The organism is Nonomuraea sp. NPDC059007 (genome assembly GCF_042740555.1).
Classification (GTDB): domain Bacteria; phylum Actinomycetota; class Actinomycetes; order Streptosporangiales; family Streptosporangiaceae; genus Nonomuraea.
On record NZ_JBHYJD010000018.1, the window covers coordinates 88,836 to 102,763 of the forward strand.

The following is a 13,928-nucleotide window of genomic DNA, read 5'->3' on the forward strand; positions in this document are numbered from 1 at the left end:
CAGAGATCCGGCCAAGCTGCCCACCCTGCCTCCGTCAGGTTCTCCGTTGCCCGAGCCCATGCCGCTGCGCAGCGAGTACGTCAAGGAGAAGCTCATTGGCCAGGGCGCCATGGGCCAGGTGTGGCAGGGCCGCCGCGGCCCCGGCGGTGATCTCGTCGCCATCAAGGTGCTCAGGCAGGAGTACGCCTCCGACCGCGCCGCCGTCGCCCGCTTCGTCCGCGAGGGCATGGTGCTGACGTCGATCGACCACCCGCACGTCGTCCCAGTTCACGACATCATCTCCGGCGGCGGCATGCTGGCCATTGTCATGGCGCTGGTGTCCGGCGAGAACCTGCGCGATGCCCTCGCCCGCGGCGCCTTCGACCGCGAGAAGTCCGTCACCCTGCTCGGCCACGTGGCTCAGGCGCTGGCGGCCATTCACGCGGCGGGCGTCGTGCACCGCGACGTCAAACCCGAGAACGTGCTGGTCACCTGGCGCGGCGGCGCCCCCTGGGGGCAACTGACCGACTTCGGCGTGGCCCACGTCGCCGACGGGCAGAACATCACCAAGCACGAAACCTTCGTCGGCACGCACGCGTACCTGGCGCCTGAGGTCGCGCTGGGCCGTCCCCCGACCTCGGCCGTGGACGTGTACGCACTGGGAGTGATGGCCTACGAGTTACTCGCCGGGCGGCGGCCGTTCACACACGACACGTCGGCCGCACTGTTACAGGCCCATCTCAACGACCGTCCGGCCCGGCCCCCCGAGATCGACGGCGACCACTGGCACGTCATCGCGGCCTGCCTGGCCAAAGAGCCCGATCGGCGGCCTTCGGCGAACGACCTGGCCCGCTTGTTCGGCGGCGCCGACGGGCTGCCACCTGACGCGCCGCCTCCGCTGCCCTCTCTGCCCGCCCTGCCCCAGGCCCTCCCCACCCCTCAGGCCCTTCCCGCGCCCCCGGCTGGTGCCGTCGCCCCCGAGACGCTCACGACCAGTGGTCCGACGGCGGCCATCCCCGAAGCACCCGCCGAGCCGCCCCCGCGCCGCCGTAGACGGTGGCCTGTCGTCGCGGGCCTGGTCACGGCGCTGCTGGCGTCCACGGTCGGCGGCATCTGGTACGGCCTGCCCCCGGCCGAGCCGGCAGCCCCCAAGCCCAAACCCACGTCCCGCTTTCACTCCATCCCCGTGACCGTCACGAGCCCGGCCCGCGGACGGATCAAGGTCGATTTCGACGACGCCTCGTCGATGTCAGGTTTCCAGGCCTACCGCGTCACCAGCACGCGGGAGATCGTCTGGCTGCGTGCGAACCAGGCGCCGCCGTACGTCGAGCGCAAGCTCAATCCCGGCGCGTGGCACTGCTACACGGTCGAGGTGCTCGTGCTCAACGACGAGACACCGCCGCCTGCGGCGAAGCCGGCCTGCCGGATGGCCGACGGCCGCGACTCCACGACCAAGCCGTAAGAGGAAGGAAGTATCTTGCCCGCCACTACCGATGCCGAGCCCGGGGCCTACTTCGCCGCGGCCCACGCCGCGCTCCGATCCAACGTCGAACGTGCGCTGTCCGGCAAGCCGCACGCGGTACGGATGGCTTTGACATGCCTTTTCGCCGGCGGGCATCTCCTCGTGGAAGACGTGCCGGGCGTGGGCAAGACCACGCTGGCCAAGGCCATCGCCGCCTCGATCGACGCGAGCTGGCACCGGATCCAGTTCACGCCCGACCTGCTGCCGTCCGACATCACGGGCACCACCGTCTACGACCAGAAGACCAGCACGTTCGACTTCCGGCCGGGCCCCGCTTTCGCGCACATCGTCGTGGCGGACGAGATCAATCGCGCCTCTCCCAAGACACAGTCGGCGTTGCTGGAGGTCATGGAGGAGCGGCAGGTCACGGTGGACGGTCGGCCCCGTCAGGTGCCCACCCCCTTCCTCGTGGTCGCCACCCAGAACCCCGTCGATTTGCAGGGCACCTACCGGCTGCCCGAGGCGCAGCTCGACCGGTTCCTGTTGCGCATCGCGGTCGGATACCCCGATCTCGTGGCCGAACGCGATCTCATCATGGACAGGGCGCGTACCGGGACCTCGCCCGAGCTGAAGCCGGTGGCCAAGATCGACCAGATCCGCTGGATGATCGAGTACGTCAGCCGCGTCTACATCAGCGAAGCCGTCGCCGAGTATGTCGCCCGCATAGCCGAGGCCACCCGTGCCACCCCGCACCTGCAGCTCGGCATGAGCCCGCGCGGCAGCCTGGCCCTCGTACGCACGGCCCAGGCCTCAGCGGCAGGGGAAGGACGCGGATACGTGACCCCGGACGACGTGAAGGCGGTCGCGCAAGCGGTGATCGCCCATCGCCTGGTGCTCACCCCTCAGGCCGAGATCGATGGCCTCACCACGACGGCCGTGGTGAACGAGATCATGTCCAGCGTCGTGGTGCCGTTGCCGGCAGGGGCGCGGTGAGCGCTCGGCCGCCTGTCCTGACGGGCACGGGCACGGCCGTGCTCACGGGCGGGGCCGTGGTGCTGGCCGCCGGGCTGTTGGGCGGCTACCCGCAACTGGCGGCGATGGGCGCGGCGGCACCTGCGCTGGTGGTGGTGGCCGTGGTCATGATGTGCGTACCGGACCGGCTCGCGGCGGCCCGGACCGTAGCCGGCGACCGGATCTCCGTGGGAACGGGCGTCACCTGCATGATTTCGGTGCGGAACGAGGGCAGGCCGCCCTTAGGATGGACCGAGACCACGGACCGGATCGGCGCAGAACGGGTCAGGGTGGCGATCACGCCCCCGGCCCGCGGGGGAGCGGCCGGCGCCGAGTACACCGTGCCCACGCACCGGCGTGGCCTGCTCGGCCATGGTCCTCTCACGCTCGAACGACGCGATCCGCTCGGGCTCGCGGTCCGCCGCCACACGGCCGTCGCCGCGTCCGCCATCTGGGTGCACCCTCGCGTCCACCCGCTGAACGCGCTTCCCCTGGGCACGCGTCCGGACGTCGACGGGCAGTCCGGCGGGCACACCCCTCATGGCACCAGCATCTTCGACGGTCTGCGCGAATACCAGCCAGGAGACGATCCACGCCTCATCCACTGGCGCTCAGCGGCCCGTACCGGAACCCTGCTGGTTCAGGAGCGGGTGGACGCCGGCGAGCCCGCCGCAACGGTCGTCCTGGACACCCGCGCTGAGGTTCTGGACGAGGCCGCCTTCGAGGAAGCGGTCGAGGTGTGCGCCTCGATCGTGTTCGCGCACGCGCGCATCGTGTTGACGGTGGCGGGCGAGGACTCGGTCGAGCTGGCTCGGTTGGGCGCCCGCGGCCCGCTCGACCGGCTCGCTGCGGCTCGTCGCAGTGAGGGACTCGGCGTGTCCGCCGTGCAGGCGCCCGTCCGCCGCGCCGCGACCGGGGGACAACTCGTGCTGGTCACCGGTACGGATCCGGCGATCGTGGCCCGGTTCGCCGCCGAGGCACCCAGGTTCTCGCTCCTGCTGATCGTGCGACTGGACCCCGCCGCCGCGGCTCCCGGGGTGGTGCGCAGGGGAGCGGTGACCCTGGTGAGCGCGGCCGACGCGGGTGGTGCCGTGCAGGCCATCGGGCGTCTGGCGGGTGGGCGGGCATGACCACGTCGCCGGAGAGTGCCGAGGCCGCGGGATCCGCCTCGCCGCGCCTGGGCAGGCCGGTCGCCTTCACGATGGGAGGTTGCCTGCTGGCGTTCGTCGTGGGACTGCTTCCCGTCGTGGCGTTCGCGGGGGCGTTCGGGAGGACCTCGGCCGAGGCGCTCACCGATCCCCGCTACCTGCCGCCCACCGTCGGCGCGGCGCTGGCGGTGGCCGTGACCTGCCTGGTGACCGCCCTGGCGACATGGTTGCAGCCGGTTACCCGGTTGACGGCCGGTGTCGTCGTGCTGGCCGCGTACCTGGCCGTCGTGATCCCGTCGAACGTGCTCAGCGGGCCGCACCGGCTGCTCACCTCGATCTCGCCGCTCGAACCCCATGGCGCGGAGCTGGCCACGGTGGCGCTGCTGGCCGGGCTGGCCGCTCTCGCGGCGGCAGAACCGATCCTGCGCGGCAGGTCCGTGGCGTGGGCGCTGCCTGTCGCCCTGCTCGGCACCGCCGCAGGGCTGTCGGTGTCAGCAGGGGCGGGGGCGGCAGCCTGGCTGGGACCCGGCGCGGCGCTGATCATCGCCGTGCTGCTGCTGTTCGGCGCCTGGTCGCGCCGTGACGGCAGCCGGCGGGGCGAGCCGGCCCGACGCCGTCCGCGCTTCGCGCTCGTGGCGGCGACCGTGATCCTTGTGGCGACCGGTTCGGCGACGAGCCTGTTCCTGCCGCAGGCGCTTCCCCCTGCATCACGCCCGATGGACGCTCGCGACCTGCTGCCTCAACCGGTCGAACCCCGTCAGGCGGCCAGCCCGCTGTCCCAGTTCCCCGCCCTCCACGCGGGACGGACGCGAGTGCGCCTGACGGTCACCACCGATCGCCCTGTCACGCACCTGCGATACGCCACGCTGTCGGCGTTCGATGGCATCTACTGGACCACCTCGGGAACGTTCTGGCGGGCGGGCACCCGGCTCCCCGGACCCGATACGGCAGGCCGTGTCGTCAAGGATGAGGTGCACGTCGCCGAAGCCGGTGACCTGGGCCTGCTGGTGTCCAGCGGGCGGCCGGCGCGGGTGTCGGTCGCGGGGCTCGGCGTGGATCCGGACACCGGCGACCTCGTCAGCCCCGCCGACCGGCCGTTGCCGCGCGACTACGTCGTACACAGTCTGGTGCCGGCCGTCGATCCGGCCGCGCTGGCGGCGGACACACCGATCGTGAAGCCGGAGCGGGACGCGGCGGCCGGCCAGTTCGCGGACGCGGCGAAGAAGATCACCGGCGACGGGTCCGGCTACGAGGCGCTGCGCCGCCTCGCCGACCACTTCGCGAAAGGCGTGTACACCGAGCACACGGGGCCGAGGCCGCCGAGCGGCCACGGCAACTGGCATATCCGCCGGTTGATGGCGGAGACCAGGACGGGCACGGCAGAGCAGTACGCCTCCGCGTTCGCGGTGCTGGCGCGCTCACTCGGCTACGACGTGCGCGTGGTCGTGGGCTTCCGCCCGGGCAAGGGACGGAAGAACCAGTACCGGATCACCGAGCGGGACGTGGACGCCTGGGCGGAGGTGCGGTTCACCCAGGCCGGTTGGGTGGCCTTCGATCCAACACCACGCAAGGAGAGCAAGGGGAGAGCCGAGAGATCGCCCGACGAGGAATTCCCGCCGCCGGCCGATGACGATCAGCAGAAGCGGGATCCGGCCAGGGACGCTTCCGCCGATCCGCTTCCGCCGAACCCTGACACCCCGATCTGGCCCTGGCTATTGCTGGCGTTGTCCGGCCTGCTCATGACGGTCCCCGTCGCCGTACCGATGCTCAAGTGGTTCGCGCGCGGCCGCAGACGACGTACCGCGGATCCGCAGCGAAGGGTGGCTGCGGCCTGGCGGGAGATGCTCGCCGGCTATGCCGACGCGGGGCTGCTCCTGAGCACCGCGACCACCACGGGAGAGGCGGCCAGGCTCGCCGCGATTCGGTTCCCCGACGCGGCACAGGCCACCGGCGACCTGGCGGGGTTGGTCAACGAGGCCATGTACGCCGCCGCTGACGTCAGCCACGCGGAGGGCGAGCGTGCCTGGGCCCTGGCCGATGAGGCGCGTGCCCAGGCGCGTACGGCGCTGTCGTTCAGACGGAAGGTGGCGGCCGCGTTGCGCCCGCGATGGGGACCACTTCCCATTTCGCGGCGCCCGGCGCGCTTCTAGCGTGCGTCCATGACCACACAGCGAATCGCGGCCCAGCCGGCCGCGCTCACCACCATCGGAAGTCAGCTCAGCGGTGCCGCGGCCGGCCTGCCCACGACGCGCTACAGGCGGCCGGCGACCGGCGACGGGGCGGCCGACGCCGCGCTCAACGAGTTCGCGGCCCGCTGGTCCGATCACCTCGGAAGGCTTGAGGAGGTCGTCCGGCTGACGGCGCGCCAGGCCGATCTGACGGCGCTCGCGTTCCGGATCGCGGGCGGCTGATCGTATGGGCGAATCGGCTGTTCCCGGCGTGCTGCTCAGCGCCTCGGAGGAGAACGGGAACCGGGCGCGGGGTCTGCACGGCACCGTGACGACCCTGCGTACCGCCACCGCCGGCCTCACCGCCGGAGCATTCGTCGGCCCGTGCGCGAGCCGCTTCCTGACAACCCTGGAAGGACTGCAGACCGCCTTCGTCACGGCGCGGTCCGCCCACGAGGAGGTCGCCGACGCCCTACGCGGCACCGTCGCCCCCATCGAGGAGGAGCAACAAGCCCGCGACCGGCTCGAACGGGCCGAACGGCGGCTCGCCGAGGCACGGCGACGCCTGGCCGCCCTGCCGGAGCCGGTGGATCCGGTCGCGCTGGCCCAGGTCCGGCACGAGGTCGATGAGGCCGAGCAGGACGTACGCCGGGCACAGCGCCGCCACGAGGAGGCCGCTCGCGATCGGGCTCGCGCCGTCAGGGCACTGGCGGTGACCTGCCAGGGCGCCGCCGTGGTGGGCGGGACGCCCGCGCCGCCAGGCGAAGTCCTGCTGGGACCGCGCCTCCACGACGTGCTCAAGTCGAAGGACATGCGTACGCGGAAACTCACCGCGGACGGCCTCGGCCTCACGCCCCAGGAGTTGCGCCGTCTCAAGCGCAACGGTCTCGCGCCCGGCTCGCCGCTGGCCTCCCTCCTGTACGGCAAATACGGCAAGGACGAGGCGCTACTGGCTGACAGGACCCGGGTGAAGGGCGCTCTCGGCGAACTCGACGCAGAGTATGCGCTGGGGCGTCGGGCGTTCGAGGTGTTCGGCGGCCTGGGCCGCATCGGCAGCCGTTATGGCCTCGCCGGCGGCGCCCACGCGGAGGCGTACGCGCTCAGCGCAGACGCGCGTCTCCGTCGCAAACTTGGCCCCGCCGACCTCAGCGGGAACCTCTCCGTGCGCGCCGCGGGCGGTGAGGTGTCGGCGAACGGCGAATTCAGCGTGGACCGTGACGGCTTCCGTGCCGGGCTGGAAGGCGGAGCCTTCACCGGCTTCAAGGGGGGTGCCGACATCGCCGTGGACGTAGGCGGCGTCAAGCCCAGCGCGGGTGTCGAGGGCCAACTCGGGTTCGGCGCCTCCCTCAAAGGCGGGGCCAGCTTCCAGGACGGCAAGTTCAAGGTGCAGGGTGCCGCGGGATTGGCGTTCGGACCGGGTGCCAAACTCAAGGGCGGCCTCGAGATCGACGTGGCCAAGATCGCCGAGGCGCCTCTCAACGCCGCCAAGTCGATCCGCGACGCTCCTGGCGACCTCGTCAAGATGACCAAGGTGCTCGGATGACGGTCACCGTGCCCTGGCCCAACGAGGCGTCCCCCGGTCTGAGGCCCTTCTGGATCAGCGTGCCGGACGGCTGGACGGCGGTCGAGCCGCCCGGCGCGCTGATCGCCTTCTCCGGCCCCGAGCGGTCGGGTTACCGGCCGAGCGTCGTGGTGTTCGGTGAGCGGCTGCCTGCGGACGTTCCGCTGGGCGAGGTGGCCGAGCAGGCGCTACTCGACCTGAATGCCCACTCCATCATCAGACCGCTCACCCCGGACGATACGGCGGCCGTACGCGAGGCGACCGTCACCGTCGACGGCCGCGATTTCCGCCACCTCGTCCTCGCGGCCGGTGGCTCAGACCAGTCTCCCGGCGGGCTGCGCACCGTTCATCTCCTTCTCGGCACCCAGCTCGCCGCCGAACAGGACGTACTGGCGGACGTCTTTTCTTCGTTCGCCTGTGAATGAATGGCGTGGGAAACCGTTCCCATTGAGCTGGAATTGAGCGTGCGGAAAACTGGTCTCGACCACGAAGCACAAGGGAAAGGACTACGCCCATGGCCTCCGTCAGGAGTCTCAGCTGGGAGTGGAGCGCGCTCATCATCGGAGCGGTCATCGGGCTCGCTTTCTTCATCATTCCCGTGTCCATCTCCGTATTCGGCTCCGACTTCAGTTGCGGGCCGTCGTTCGTGGCAAGCCTGGGGCTGCTGTCGGGCCTGACCGACGGTGGGATCGATGCGGCGCTGGCGCAGCAGTGCGGCGTACAGGGGATCAGCCGGTCCCTGGTCGGAGGGCTGTTCGCGGCAGGGGGAGCGGTCACGTTCCTGGTCCTGCAGGGAAGGGTTCGCTCCTTGCCGGCTCCTGAGGGACTGGTCCAGGAACTACGCACCCTGCATTTCCCCGGCCAGGGGTTCGGCGGTGGTTCTTACGAATGCCCCTCCTGCCATTCATCCTGGCCATGCCCTACTGGGCGATTGCTCGGTGGCAATCCAATGTGAAGGCCACATCTTCAAGGCGGGTTTCTGTACCGCATCAAAGGACATCAATGCCGGTGAAACTGCAACAAACTAGACGCTCCGACGAGAATAATCACCGCTTGAGCTGTCCGGAGTAGACGCGGACGAGTTCCGGTAGAACCGCTTCTTGGGTCTTACGATCCCGGACGTGGGCGCGCTTACGGTCCCAGACATGCTGGTGCTGTCGTTTCCGAGCGGTGGGCCGCCCCGATGGGAGGGTTCGCCTTTGCCGGGGTGTGTCGGGGTCAGGTGCACGAGGCGACGGCATCGGCTCTGGGCCCCTCCCCGATCCGCCTGGCCAAGGCCTGCGGCGACTGCTTGAGCGCCCACCAGATCATGACCGCCGCGAACAAACCGTTCTAGCACGAGCTCCAGACCACACCGGACGGCGAGAGCCTCGCTCCAGAAAGGGCCCCCGCCCTGGCCGGGGCTTCAGAAGTGTCTACCGTCCCAGGGCCGCGGAGATGGATGCGGTCGCAGTCTTGCCGGTCAGGCCGATGGGTTAGATCTGGGCGGCGCGGCAGGCGAGTTGGAGGGCGAGGCGTTGTTGCGGGTTGTTCAGGTCGGCCTTCAGCAGCGTCTCTATGCGGCGGATGTTGCGGCTGACGGCGTTTCTGTGGAGGTTCACCTCTTCTGCCGCCTTGGCGGGGGAGCCGTGGTGGTCCAGGTAGGCGCGCAGGATCGTGATCAGCCGTTTGGGCTGGCCGCCGGGCAGGTCGAGGAGCGGCTGCAGCAGGTCCCTGACCGCCTGCTGGGCGGTGTCGGAGGAGTACCACTCCTCCAGCATCCGGTCCAGGCCGGACAGGTCGTACGTGGCCAGTGGTTCCGTCTTGTCCCTGCGTAGTGCCGTCCGGGCCTCGGAGGCGCAGGTACGCAGGCCTAGGACTCCCTCGTGGCAGGTGGAAACCCCGCATCGCACCTTGGTTCCGGCGGGGCGGACCCGTTCCAGGAGGGCTCCGGCCTCGCGTACCGCCTGCCGTAGGCCCATGCTGCCCTGGTCGCGGGGGACCGTACGGACGACCACGAGCGCGTCGCCCGCAAGGGCGGCGTTCCACGAGGGGCCGGCGAGCTCGCGCACGGCCCGGGTGGCGCGGGAGGCGAGGGTGTCGAGTACGGCATAGCGGTCGGGCCCCTCGTCCATCACCGGCTCGAACCGCAGGATCACGTGCCAGTCGTCGATCGGCAGCCCGAGGGCCCTGGCCCGCGGAACCAGTTCCTGGGCCTGCTTCTCGGGGGCGACGAGCAGTTCGGTCAGCAGATGGGCACGTGAACGGGCGGGCAGTTCGTCGACGGCGCCCGCGGCGGCGGCCAGTGCGGCGAGGCGGAGCACGATCTCGGTGGCGTCGGCCCGATGTCCACCCGGGCCGCCGGCGGTGGTGAAGTCGGGGTCTACGGTGACTCCCATCGCGGCGCTGACCTCCTCGGCGATCCGTTCCGGTACGCCGCCGGCCCCGGCGATGCCCTCGACCGCCCGTGCCGCCCTGGCCAGCGAGTCGGCGGCGTCTCCGGCGAGCGCGCTCTGAACGGCCACCATCAGTCCGGCCAGATCCCCGTGACTTTCGCGAAACGCGGTCGCGACCACGGCGCCGAGCGGGCTGGCGCCCGAGGCGCCCGAGGTGCGCGGGTCGAGGAGCTCGACGCTCACCCGCTCGGCCAGGGCCCACGCGCTGTGGCTGACGGTGGTGGGCGCGGTGAGCACCAGGGCCACCGCCCCGGCCGCGGCCGCGTCACGCAACGCCACCTCAAGCCGGTATCCCACGGCCTGCGCCGAGACAGCCCTGGTGAGGACGAGCACCGAGCCCGGTGGCTGCCTGACCACCTCCCCCAGGCTCTCGATCAACCGCACGCTCATCCTGCAAGTGTGCCATTAGCACACAGATCACACATAATGATGCTTTCAGCACACCCACCCTTTGTCTGCGCGTTCGTAGCCTGAGCGAGTGGACATCGACACCGACACGCTCCCCGCGTTCGCGCGTGGTTGCGCCGTGCTCGGCTCCGGAGGGGGCGGGACCGTCGCGATCGCCCGCGTCGCCGCCATGCAGGCGCTGGAGGATCACGGTCCGGTACACGTGGTCCAGGCGGGCGACCTCGACCCCGACCTGCTGGTCATGCCGGCGGGTACGGCGGGCTCGTCGGCCGTCATGCTGGAACGGGTCACCGGGACCGAAGAGCCCGTGCACCTGCGCGACAAGGTCGAGGCGCTGTACGGCACGCGCGTGGGCGCACTCATGGCCAGCGAGATCGGCGGCGCCAACGGCTGCATGGCCGTCGCCTGGGCGGCCCGCCTGGGCCTGCCCCTGGTCGACGCCGACGGCATGAGCCGCGCGTTCCCCGGCATGAACCAGACGGTGATGCAACTACGCGGCATCGCCCCGACCCCGGCCGTGGTGTGCGACGAGCGCGGCAGAACCCTCGTCATCGAGCACGTCACCGGGCGCTGGCTGGAGCGGCTGGTGCGCTCGTCGCTGGAGGCGTTCGGCGGGCAGGTGGCCAGCACCGAGTACGTCCTGCGCGGACGCCAGGTCGCCACCGCCACCGCGCTCGGCTCGGTCAGCCGCGCGGTCCACCTGGGAACCGAACTGCCCGCGCCGCTGATCACCGGCAAGATCGCCGAGGCGGCGGACGGGATCATCGTCGAGGGGCTCGGCGCCGACCAGGGCAGGATGGTCCGCCTGGAGGCGGGCAGCGAGTTCCTCGCCGTGCTGGAGGACGGGCGCCCGCTGGCGTGCGTGCCCGATGTCATCGCCCTCATCGACACCCGGACCGGCGAGGTGCTGCAGGTCCAGCAGGTGCGTTACGGCCTGCGCGTCGGCGTCGTGCGCCTGCTGTGCGACCCGATCTGGTACACCACCGAGGGCCTGCGCCTGGCCGGTCCCGAAGCCTTCGGTCTCACCGGCCTCCAAAGTCCCCCTCCGCCCCCTCCGAACCCGCCCGGATTCCCCTGCCGGGCGGGTACAGGGGAGGCGTCATGAAGGCCGGGGTGGACGTCGGACCGACCAACACCGACGCCGCACTCCTCGACGACGACGGCCGGGTCCTGGCGACGGTGAAGGTCCCCTCGCAACCCGACAAGCCCGTGGACAACGTCAGGTCGGCGCTCGAAAGGCTTGAGGCCACCGACCTCACCCAGGTGGCCGTGGGCCTGCGCGGCAGCGCCACCTCGGTCACCAGGCGGCGCGAGCTGCGCAGGGTCGCCGTGGTGCGGATCAGCGGTGACTCCGCCAGGGCCGTACGCCCCCTGTTCGGCTGGCCGGACGACCTCCGTACCGCGGTCAACGCCGGCGCGGAGATCGTGGACGGCGGCGGCGGGCTGGAACGCGACGACTGGACGCCCCTCGACCGGGCCGCCGTCAGCCGTTTCGCCGCCGCCATGGCGGGCACCGCCGAGGCGTTCGCCGTCGTCGGCCTGTTCTCGCCTCTCGACGCCGAGCAGGAGCACGAGGCGGCCGAGCTGATCAGGGCCGAGGTGGGCAACCTGCCCATCGCCCTGTCCGCCGACCTGGGCTCACTCGGCCTCCTGGAACGCGAGAACGCCACCATCCTGGATGCCGCCCTGTCCGGGTTCGCCCAGTCGGTGGCCGACGGCCTGGCCACGCTCTGCCCGGGCGCCGCCGTCTTCGTCACCCGCGGGGACGGCACGCTGATGAGCCTGGAGCACATGTCCCGCCACCCCGGACTCAGCCTGGGCAGCGGACCGGCCAGCGTACTGCGCGGCGCCGGCGCGCTGACCGGTCTGGAAGACGCCGTGGTCGCCGACGTCGGCGCCCGCAGGGTCAGGGTCGGCGTGCTGGCCGGCGGCTTCCCCGAGGAGGCCGTGGGCGGCGCGAACATCGGCGGGGTCCCGGTCGGCTTCCGCATCCCCGGGCTGATCCGGGTGGCCAGACCCGTCGACGACGCCGAACTGGCCGAGGCCGTGGATCGCCTGCAACCGGGTGCCGACCGGCTGCCGCTGGTCGTCGTCGGTGGCGGGGCGCAGGCCGTACACCAGGGCATTCATCCCGAGCACGGGCTGGCGGCCGGTGCGATCGGCGCGGCCGTCAGCCCGGTCGGCGGCCACTACGAGCGGATCATCCGGCTCCCGGATCGCGCGGCGCTGCCCGCCGCCATGGACGCCGTCATGGAAGAGGCCAGGGCGGTCGCCGTCCTGGCCGGGGCCGATCCCCGGCAGACGGTGATCATCCACGCCGACGACACGCCGCTGGACTATCTGCCCGGCACCTTCGTCAAACTCCGCGCGAGAGCGGCAGGTCCGCCGTCGCGCTGGTGAAACACCCCCCGCAGAGAGGCAAGATCGATGATCGACGAGGACTATCCCCTCGAGCGAGTGCCCAAGCGCGCCCGCTACTCCTGGTTCAACGTCGCGGTACAGCGGTTCGGGCAACTGTCGGACCTGACGCAGTTTTTGCTGGGCGCCACCCTCGGCGCCGGCCTGTCCTTCTGGGACGCGTTCTGGGCGTTCACGCTCGGTTCCGTGATCCTTGAGGTCGTCTGCATCTTCGTCGGCATCGCCGGCATGCGCGAGGGCATGTCCACCTCGCTGCTGGCCCGCTGGACCGGGTTCGGCCGGTACGGGTCCACGATCATCGGCGTGATCATCACGTTGAGCCTGTTCGGCTGGTTCGGGGTGCAGACGGGCGTGTTCGCCGCCGGCCTGCACGCGATCATGCCGTGGCTGCCCTTCTGGCTCTGGGCGCTGGTCGCGGGGCTCGGGGTGACGCTGCTGGTGATCAAGGGGTTCAGGGCGATGGGGATGACGGCGTTCATCACCGTGCCCGCGTTCCTCGGCCTGGCGGGCTGGGCGATCTGGGTGGAGCTGTCACGGCACGACCTCGGGACGCTGGTGGCGTCGACGCCCTTCGGCGAGCCCATGACGATCGCGACCGGCGCCACCATCGTCGCCGGCTCCTACATCGTCGGCGCGGTCACCACACCCGACATGACCAGGTTCAACCGCAGCACTGGTGACGTGGTCAAGCAGACGCTCGTCGGCATCTCCCTGGGCGAGTACGTCCTGGGCCTGGCGGGCGTGCTGCTGGCGTACGCGGTCAAGTCCTCGGACGTGATCGCGATCATCACCGCGTCCTCCGGCGTGATCGGGGTCATCGTGCTGATCTCCGCCACCGTGAAGATCAATAACTGGAACCTGTACTCCGCCGTGCTCGGCCTGCTCAACGCGGTCGAGTCGACCATCGGGCTGAAGCTGAACCGGGTCGCGGTCACCGTCGGCGTCGGCGTGGTGGGCAGCCTGCTGGCGGCGGCCGGGATCTTGGAACGTTTCACCGACTTCCTGCTGATCCTCGGCGTCGTCACCCCGCCGATCGCCGGGATCATGGTGGCGGAGTACTTCGTCGTCAGACGCTGGCGGCCCGTCCTGGACGCCTCCCGCGAGCAGGGCACGCTGCCGGAGACGGAGCCCACCTGGGTTCCGGCCACGCTGGTCATCTGGGTGGTGTCCGCGCTGACCGGCTGGCTCAGCGAGCACTACCAGTGGCCCGGCATCCCGGCACTCACCTCGCTGATCCTGGCCGGGGTGCTCTACATCGTCGCGGGAAAGCTCGGCCTCGTACGCGGCAGCCGCGAGCAGCAACTCGTCCCCACCCCATAGACCAGAAAGTTCCCCTCC

The 13,928-nt window shown here is 71.1% G+C and carries 12 protein-coding genes; 11 read left to right on the top strand and 1 reads right to left on the bottom strand.

Annotation, left to right across the window (positions count from 1 at the left end):
• The first annotated feature begins 46 nt into the window (after nucleotides 1-46).
• From ACFWY5_RS28420 to ACFWY5_RS28455, 8 genes are all read left to right on the top strand, one after another.
• Nucleotides 47-1,441 carry a serine/threonine-protein kinase gene (locus ACFWY5_RS28420; protein ID WP_379635445.1) on the top strand — a complete coding sequence of 465 codons (1,395 nt, stop codon included), beginning with the start codon at nucleotides 47-49 and terminating at the stop codon, nucleotides 1,439-1,441.
• A 15-nt stretch (nucleotides 1,442-1,456) separates the two neighbouring features.
• Nucleotides 1,457-2,434: an AAA family ATPase gene (locus ACFWY5_RS28425; protein ID WP_379635447.1), complete on the top strand. Its 978-nt coding sequence runs from the start codon at nucleotides 1,457-1,459 to the stop codon at nucleotides 2,432-2,434.
• Nucleotides 2,431-3,582, top strand: coding sequence for a DUF58 domain-containing protein (locus ACFWY5_RS28430; protein ID WP_379635448.1), 1,152 nt, complete (start codon nucleotides 2,431-2,433; stop codon nucleotides 3,580-3,582). Before ACFWY5_RS28425 ends, ACFWY5_RS28430 begins: the two co-directional genes overlap by 4 nt.
• Nucleotides 3,579-5,750 (top strand): transglutaminaseTgpA domain-containing protein, encoded by a 2,172-nt coding sequence (locus tag ACFWY5_RS28435; RefSeq protein ID WP_379635450.1) that lies wholly within the window; start codon nucleotides 3,579-3,581, stop codon nucleotides 5,748-5,750. The genes ACFWY5_RS28430 and ACFWY5_RS28435 overlap by 4 nt, the downstream gene beginning before the upstream one ends.
• Before the next feature lie 9 nt (nucleotides 5,751-5,759).
• A complete protein-coding gene (locus ACFWY5_RS28440; protein WP_379619021.1) occupies nucleotides 5,760-6,011 on the top strand; it encodes a hypothetical protein in 252 nt (83 codons plus the stop codon).
• 4 nt (nucleotides 6,012-6,015) lie between these two features.
• Nucleotides 6,016-7,311, top strand: a complete 1,296-nt coding sequence (locus ACFWY5_RS28445) for a hypothetical protein (RefSeq protein WP_379635452.1) — start codon at nucleotides 6,016-6,018, stop codon at nucleotides 7,309-7,311.
• The gene (locus ACFWY5_RS28450; protein WP_379619025.1) at nucleotides 7,308-7,754 is read left to right on the top strand and encodes a hypothetical protein; all 447 of its coding nucleotides are present in this window, start codon (nucleotides 7,308-7,310) and stop codon (nucleotides 7,752-7,754) included. The genes ACFWY5_RS28445 and ACFWY5_RS28450 overlap by 4 nt, the downstream gene beginning before the upstream one ends.
• 89 nt (nucleotides 7,755-7,843) lie before the next feature.
• Complete coding sequence (locus ACFWY5_RS28455; protein WP_379635454.1) at nucleotides 7,844-8,284, top strand: hypothetical protein; 441 nt, start codon at nucleotides 7,844-7,846, stop codon at nucleotides 8,282-8,284.
• Between the two features lie 520 nt (nucleotides 8,285-8,804).
• Here ACFWY5_RS28455 and ACFWY5_RS28460 read toward each other — a convergent pair.
• The gene (locus ACFWY5_RS28460; RefSeq protein ID WP_379635456.1) at nucleotides 8,805-10,154 is read right to left on the bottom strand and encodes a PucR family transcriptional regulator; all 1,350 of its coding nucleotides are present in this window, start codon (nucleotides 10,152-10,154) and stop codon (nucleotides 8,805-8,807) included.
• Nucleotides 10,155-10,242: 88 nt separating this feature from the next.
• Here ACFWY5_RS28460 and ACFWY5_RS28465 point away from each other — a divergent pair, with 88 nt between their 5' ends.
• The 3 genes from ACFWY5_RS28465 to ACFWY5_RS28475 are packed head-to-tail and all read left to right on the top strand — an operon-like array spanning nucleotide 10,243 to nucleotide 13,910.
• Nucleotides 10,243-11,277 carry a DUF917 domain-containing protein gene (locus ACFWY5_RS28465; RefSeq protein ID WP_379619031.1) on the top strand — a complete coding sequence of 345 codons (1,035 nt, stop codon included), beginning with the start codon at nucleotides 10,243-10,245 and terminating at the stop codon, nucleotides 11,275-11,277.
• The gene (locus ACFWY5_RS28470) at nucleotides 11,274-12,572 is read left to right on the top strand and encodes a hydantoinase/oxoprolinase N-terminal domain-containing protein (RefSeq protein ID WP_379619033.1); all 1,299 of its coding nucleotides are present in this window, start codon (nucleotides 11,274-11,276) and stop codon (nucleotides 12,570-12,572) included. The genes ACFWY5_RS28465 and ACFWY5_RS28470 overlap by 4 nt, the downstream gene beginning before the upstream one ends.
• 27 nt (nucleotides 12,573-12,599) lie before the next feature.
• Nucleotides 12,600-13,910 carry a purine-cytosine permease family protein gene (locus ACFWY5_RS28475; RefSeq protein WP_379619035.1) on the top strand — a complete coding sequence of 437 codons (1,311 nt, stop codon included), beginning with the start codon at nucleotides 12,600-12,602 and terminating at the stop codon, nucleotides 13,908-13,910.
• Nucleotides 13,911-13,928 lie beyond the last annotated feature (18 nt).

What these genes read in the sequence shown, in the direction of transcription:
- ACFWY5_RS28435 (WP_379635450.1), top strand. Translation starts at nt 3,579, where the DNA reads ATGACCACGTCGCCGGAGAGTGCCGAGGCCGCGGGATCCGCCTCGCCG.
- ACFWY5_RS28440 (WP_379619021.1), top strand. Translation starts at nt 5,760, where the DNA reads ATGACCACACAGCGAATCGCGGCCCAGCCGGCCGCGCTCACCACCATC.
- ACFWY5_RS28445 (WP_379635452.1), top strand. Translation starts at nt 6,016, where the DNA reads ATGGGCGAATCGGCTGTTCCCGGCGTGCTGCTCAGCGCCTCGGAGGAG.
- ACFWY5_RS28450 (WP_379619025.1), top strand. Translation starts at nt 7,308, where the DNA reads ATGACGGTCACCGTGCCCTGGCCCAACGAGGCGTCCCCCGGTCTGAGG.
- ACFWY5_RS28455 (WP_379635454.1), top strand. Translation starts at nt 7,844, where the DNA reads ATGGCCTCCGTCAGGAGTCTCAGCTGGGAGTGGAGCGCGCTCATCATC.
- ACFWY5_RS28460 (WP_379635456.1), bottom strand. Translation starts at nt 10,154, where the DNA reads ATGAGCGTGCGGTTGATCGAGAGCCTGGGGGAGGTGGTCAGGCAGCCA.
- ACFWY5_RS28470 (WP_379619033.1), top strand. Translation starts at nt 11,274, where the DNA reads ATGAAGGCCGGGGTGGACGTCGGACCGACCAACACCGACGCCGCACTC.
- ACFWY5_RS28475 (WP_379619035.1), top strand. Translation starts at nt 12,600, where the DNA reads ATGATCGACGAGGACTATCCCCTCGAGCGAGTGCCCAAGCGCGCCCGC.